Annotated in this window: 8 protein-coding genes; 3 read left to right on the forward strand and 5 right to left on the reverse strand. The window is 58.9% G+C overall.

What is annotated here, in order from left to right; all coding sequences use genetic code 11:
• From QVP03_RS04030 to QVP03_RS04040, 3 genes are all read left to right on the forward strand, one after another.
• On the forward strand, window positions 1-371 hold a 371-nt coding region (locus QVP03_RS04030; protein ID WP_288210633.1), incomplete at its 5' end, for a tetraacyldisaccharide 4'-kinase.
• Window positions 355-1,161, forward strand: coding sequence for a purine-nucleoside phosphorylase (locus QVP03_RS04035; protein ID WP_022332309.1), 807 nt, complete (start codon window positions 355-357; stop codon window positions 1,159-1,161). The genes QVP03_RS04030 and QVP03_RS04035, both read left to right, overlap by 17 nt.
• A 3-nt stretch (window positions 1,162-1,164) precedes the next feature.
• Entirely contained in the window at window positions 1,165-1,653 is a 489-nt protein-coding gene (locus QVP03_RS04040; protein WP_018695242.1) for a single-stranded DNA-binding protein, read from the forward strand.
• Between the two features lie 430 nt (window positions 1,654-2,083).
• On the opposite strand, the gene QVP03_RS04045 is transcribed toward QVP03_RS04040, so the two are convergent.
• The 5 genes from QVP03_RS04045 to QVP03_RS04065 form a co-directional block, all read right to left on the reverse strand.
• A complete protein-coding gene (locus tag QVP03_RS04045) occupies window positions 2,084-2,818 on the reverse strand; it encodes an SDR family NAD(P)-dependent oxidoreductase (RefSeq protein WP_022332310.1) in 735 nt (244 codons plus the stop codon).
• A 283-nt stretch (window positions 2,819-3,101) separates the two neighbouring features.
• Complete coding sequence (locus QVP03_RS04050) at window positions 3,102-3,239, reverse strand: hypothetical protein (RefSeq protein ID WP_237957572.1); 138 nt, start codon at window positions 3,237-3,239, stop codon at window positions 3,102-3,104.
• Window positions 3,240-3,249: 10 nt separating this feature from the next.
• Entirely contained in the window at window positions 3,250-3,687 is a 438-nt protein-coding gene (locus tag QVP03_RS04055; protein WP_256166266.1) for a deoxycytidylate deaminase, read from the reverse strand.
• 29 nt (window positions 3,688-3,716) lie between these two features.
• Window positions 3,717-4,919, reverse strand: a complete 1,203-nt coding sequence (locus tag QVP03_RS04060; RefSeq protein WP_022332312.1) for a glycosyltransferase WbsX family protein — start codon at window positions 4,917-4,919, stop codon at window positions 3,717-3,719.
• A gap of 37 nt (window positions 4,920-4,956) precedes the next feature.
• Window positions 4,957-5,798, reverse strand: an 842-nt coding sequence (locus tag QVP03_RS04065) for an SEC-C metal-binding domain-containing protein (RefSeq protein ID WP_288210634.1), incomplete at its 5' end; no start/stop codon positions are given.

Below are 5,798 nucleotides of genomic sequence, written 5' to 3' on the forward strand. Positions count from 1 at the left end.
TCTTCCCGGATGCCGCGCCCGGCGAACCGCTCCTGCAGGGGCAGCAGGTGATCGCGCTTTCGGGCATCGGGAGTCCCAAGCCGTTCCTCGCGGCGTTGCGCGGGAGCTACGGGGTGGTGGCCGAGATGACGCTCGACGACCATCATGTCTACAAGGTACGCGACCTGAACCGCCTGCGCGAATTGCTGGACAAGTTCCCCGGGGCGGTCATCGTGACCACGGAAAAGGATGCCGTAAAACTGACCAACCGCGCGAAGATCCCCGAAGAGATACAGCGCAGGATATACTATTTACCGATAAATATTTCATTCATAGAGGATTCGGCGACGGATTTTCTGCAAAAACTGGAAGAAGATGTTAGAGGAAATTAAAAAAACAGCGGCTTTTATCGACGCCGCCACGAGTTCTTTCGCCCCGGAGGTGGGCATCATCCTCGGCACCGGCCTGGGCGGTTTCGCCGATAAGATCGACACTGCATTCGCCATCGAATACAAAGATATCCCGGGTTTCCCCGTTTCGACCGTCGAGGGGCACAAGGGGCGTATGATCTTCGGCACGGTCGAGGGGCGCAAGGTAGTAGCCATGCAGGGGCGCTTCCACTACTACGAGGGCTACACGATGCAGCAGGTGACTTTCCCGGTGCGCGTCATGCAGCAGCTGGGCATCAAATACCTCTTCGTGTCGAACGCTTCGGGCGGGATCAATACCTCGTTCCGCGTGGGCGACCTGATGGTCATCACCGACCATATCAACCTGATGCCCAACCCGCTGATCGGCCGTAACATCGCCGAGCTGGGGCCCCGCTTCCCGGACATGCACAACTGTTACGACAAGGCGCTGATCGCCAAGGCCACGGCCATCGCCGAGGAGGAGAACATCAAACTCCAGTACGGCGTTTATGTCGGCGGCACGGGCCCGACGTTCGAAACGCAGGCCGAGTACCGTTATTTCAAGAATATCGGCGGCGATGCGGCCGGTATGTCGACCGTGCCCGAGGTGATCGTGGCGCGCCACATGTCGATCCCGGTCTTCGGCGTCTCGGTCATCACCAACTGCGGCCTTTCGGACGAGGTGGGTGACCACGAGGATGTGCAGCGGCAGGGTAAGAAGGCCGGCATCAAGATGGAAGTGCTCTTCAAACGTATGATAAAACAGCTGTAAGATATGGTAAACAAAGTGATTCTGGTGGGCAACGTGGGTATAGACCCCGAAGTCCGCACCACCGAGAGCGGCGTGAAGGTCGCCCGCATCCGCCTGGCCACGACCGAACGCTTGTTCGACCGTCAGGCCAACGAGGCCAAGGAGCATACCGAGTGGCACACGGTCACGCTGTGGCGCGGCCTTGCCGACGTGGTCGACAAATATGTCCGCAAGGGAACCCAGATCTATGTCGAGGGGCGCCTGCGCACCCGCGAGTGGATGGACAAGGATAATAACAAGCGTTATACGACCGAGATACTGGCCGATGTGATGAACCTGCTGGGACGCCGCAGCGACAACCCGGCCTCGGACGGAGCCCCTTCCGGGTATGGTTCGCAACAGCAAGCCCCGGCTTACGGACAACCTGCCCAGGGGGGATCCCAGCAGCCGGCGGCGCAGCAACCCGCCGCGCCGGCCGTTCCGGCGGACGATCCCGACGACTTGCCGTTCTGAGGGTTTCGGAAAGAATGGGCTGTCTAACCAGTCCCGAAAATCGAAAATCACCCCTGCCAGAGTTTATTCTGACAGGGGTGAAATCGTTAAAATTAGACTTGTTAGACAACCTCTTTCGTGTCATTCGATTATGTGTCGAACCGTGCTTCCTCCCGCCCGTATCACGCGGGTGCGTCGGAAGGTTCCCGGTTTGGTCGGGTAATCTGTCTCGTACTTGTCGCCACGGCCCGGGTCAATGAGACCGGCCGGTGCGGCGATGGCGTCCGGAGCGATAGGTTTTTCACGGTGTGGCGGTCTGTGGCGGAAATGATGCGATGGGCGGCAGGCTGTTTGATTTGCACAACCGTTCGCCGTTAACACGGCCTATTGCCATTAGCGACCTGTTGCCGTTTGACCCGTTGCTGTCTGCACGGCCTGGGGCTGTTTGCGGTCACTCGTTTTTGCGGATGTTGAGCCGCTCCCACAGCCATTCGGGGATCAGTTTCCAGAAAAATACCATGACCGCGTAGCGGCGGTCGATGACCACCCTGCGGCGCCGGCGTTTCAATACCCGCATGATGCGTGCTGCGACCTTTTCGGTCTTCATCAGCATCGGGTAGTGCCCGTCGCCCGCAAGCAACGGGGTGGCGACGAAACCCGGGCGGATGTCCGTAAAGCGGATGCCGAGTTTCTCCATGTGCGCGAGCTGCGCCAGCGCGTCGATATAGGTGTTCTGCATGCGCTTGGTAGCCGAGTAGGCCGGGGCGCTGCCGAGCCCCTTCGTGCCTGCGATCGAACTGATGACGGCCAGGTGCCCGCCTCCGTTGGCCCGGAAATAGCCGAAAGCCGCCGTAACCATGCGCACGAACCCTTCGCCGTTGGTGCGCAGGGTGTCGAGCTCGATCTCCGGCAGCAGGTCGGTGTTCCGCTTGCCGATGCCCGAGCAATGCAGGTAGATGTCCATGCCGCCCAGCTTGTCGATCAGGCGGGCGAGTTGTCCGGGTGCGTCGTCGCGCGTGATGTCCAGCGGTTCGGTCTCAACCTGTTCGGGGGCTGTGGCGCGGAGCGCCTCGAGCGCTTCTTCACGCCTTCCTGCTGCGCCTACGCGCCATCCTTCGCGGATGCACAGCGTCGCCACTTCGAGCCCTATGCCCGATGTGGCGCCTATGATGACGATACGTTTCATACCGGTCGGTTTTTGATGATTCACCTTTTAAAGATAAGGGCTTTATTCGGGAAATGCAAATAACTTACCGATACGCATCCGGGAAAGGAGAAAGTAAAAAAGAGTCGGTTCACGGCTCTTTTTCCTATCGTTTTCCCTTTTTTCTCTTTTCGGGCGCCTCCTTATGCGTGCGGGGTTCAGCAAGCAACAGCCGTTTTTCCGTGTCAGACAGGCACGAGGAGGCACGTCACAGCAGGAAATGCGTGGTTTGGTGCTCATTCACCGAAACGTAGGCCTGTACGAATTACCAGCCCCGGCCGACCATGTAGTTGAGCGCCTCAATGCTTGCAGGGTGCTGTGCGGAAGGCTCCTGACCCCGCGAGGAGATGAGCCCGCCGGATATGCAGGGCAGGGTGGTGAGCAACAGGGGTATCCGTTTCACAGGCCGGATGTCAGTGATCGTCGATTTCGCGCTGTACGCATTCGATGCCGACCTTGCGCAGCAGGTCGAGCCCCTCTTCCGAGCGGTACTCCTCGCAGTAAACCACCCGCTTGATACCGGCCTGGATGATGAGCTTCGAACATTCGATGCAGGGCGCCGCGGTGATGTAGAGCGTCGAGCCGTCGCAGTTGTTGGCGCTTTTGGCGACCTTCGTGATGGCGTTCGCTTCGGCATGGAGTACGTAGGGTTTGGTCTTGCCGTTCTCGTCCTCGCAGACATTCTCGAAGCCCGAGGGCGTGCCGTTGTAACCGTCGGAAATGATCATCTTGTCCTTGACGATCAGCGCCCCGACCTTGCGTCGTACGCAGTACGAATTTTCAGCCCAGATGCGGGCCATGCGCAGGTAACGCATGTCCAGCTGGCGTTGTTTTTCCTCGTTGTAACCCATAATCCGTTGTCCTCCTCCGTGCGGGAGGCTTATTGCTTGTCGATGAATACCTTTTTGACGGCTTCGAGATACCCGTACCCGAATACATTGCAAGGCATCAGGTAGCTGGTCTCCGTCCATTCGTTCCAGCTGTTGACCGTAATCAACGGTGCCCGGTCGGGATGTGCGTCGATGTACTCACGCGCCATGCGGAGCCCCCTGGCGAAATTTTCCGGCGTGTTGTTCTTCACCACGGCGCTGTGCCCCGTGCGGGGACTGTTGTCCCAGCCGACGCTGATATGCGGGTAGTAGGTGAAATCGTACGTGGCGTCGATCCTCGCCCATTCGTCGCGCACCTGCTCCAGGATGGTCAGGTAGTCCTGGTCGACATTGGCGAAATGCGCGAACTGGTAGTGCGTGGCGCCGGTGAATCCCAGCGTCCGGATAAAATCGTTTGCCGGGTTTTCCGTCTTGCTGCCATCGAACCCGCTGTAATTGAGGTTGATCGACCACATGGCAAACTGGAGTTCCAGCCCCGGGAACCCGGCTTTCTTCACCTCCTTCTTGAACCATTTCAGGGCATCGGCCGTCTGCTCCACGCCGCCCAGTCCCGCGATCAGTTGCGGCAGGTCGTAAACCATGAAGACCGGCTTGCCGTCGATCTTGTAGTATTGCGGGTGCTTGAAATACTTTTCGATGTTTCGCCGGCATATCTTTTCGAACTCCTCGCGGTCGACCTTTCCCGTCCAGATCACATTCTGCTCGTGTACGCGCGCCAGGCGCGTATCCCAATGGTTGAGTACGTCGTGGTTGGCCCACATGAGGTAAAACCGCATTTTGTCCACGTTGCCGGCCTTCAGGAACCCGTTGTCGAGCGTGGTCTCCATGAAAGGCCGTCCGTCGTACCAGTACCAGTCGAAAATAAAGACGTTCACGCCGTGACGGGTCGCCTGCTCGATCTCCATCGACATCACCGCCGGGTCGGCTTCGTTGACATAGCCCCACAGCGGTTTGCGATCCCAGTAGTGCCCCGGATTGCGTTGCTGCATGGTCATAACGGTTTCCCATTCCCCGATCCCCATCGGCCAGAAAGGCCGCAGGCGCGGGTCGTCCGATGCATAGGCGGGGTAGACATAGGCCGCCACGTCGTATTGCTTCGGGGCTTTGCCTTGTTGCTGCGCAGCTGCGCGGCCCGCCCCGCAGGCAAGGCAGAATGCCGCGGCCGTTATGCTGTATTTTACCAGGGTTTTCACCGTGCGGAAGAACTTGTTTGCAGGAGGTTAAATTTGGTTAAATTCCTTTTCCGTGGCACTGCTTGTATTTCTTGCCGCTTCCGCAGGGGCACGGGTCGTTGCGGCCGACCTTCTTCTCGACATGCAGGGGCATCGGTTTCTGTTTGTCCTGCTGCCCGGCCTGAGCCGCAGCCTGCATGCGCGAGGCCTGCAACTTGTTGACGTCGACCTTGGCACGCTCCTGACGCTCCCGCTGTACGGCCTCGGCGTTCTGGTCGCGCACCGGGATGTAGGCTTTGTTGAGGATGGCCAGCACGTCGCGGTTGACCTTGACGATCATCTTCGAGAACAGCCCGAACGATTCGAACTTGTAGATCAGCAGCGGGTCTTTCTGCTCGTAGGTGGCATTCTGCACGCTCTGGCGCAGGTCGTCCATCTCACGCAGGTGCTCGCGCCATGCATCGTCGATCGAGGTGAACATCACCACCTTCGAGAATACCCTGAAGATCTCCGCCCCGTCCGAATTCTTGCATTTCAGCAGGTTTACCGGGACGTTGTAACCCAGGTGGCCGTCGGTGATCGGGAAATAGATGTTCGAATCCAACTGGTCTTTCCGATCCTCGTAGATGCGCTCCATCACGGGGCGTACCGTGTCGGCCACGGATTTCGCGCGGCGTGCATAGGCATCCTTGAGGTCTTTTACGATCAGTTCGGCCAGCTCGGCAGGTTTCGCCGAGCCGTAGGTCGCCTCGTCGAACGAGGGCTCGATGGCCACTTCGCGGATCAGCTCGAACCGGAAATCGTCGAATTCGATGCCGCGGTTGACCTCCACGAAGTTGTCCGCATAGTCGTACATGATGTTGTTCAGGTCGATTTCGATCCGCTCGCCATAGAGCGCGT

This window comes from Alistipes sp. CAG:29, assembly GCF_000435435.1.
Classification (GTDB): Bacteria; Bacteroidota; Bacteroidia; order Bacteroidales; family Rikenellaceae; genus Alistipes; species Alistipes onderdonkii.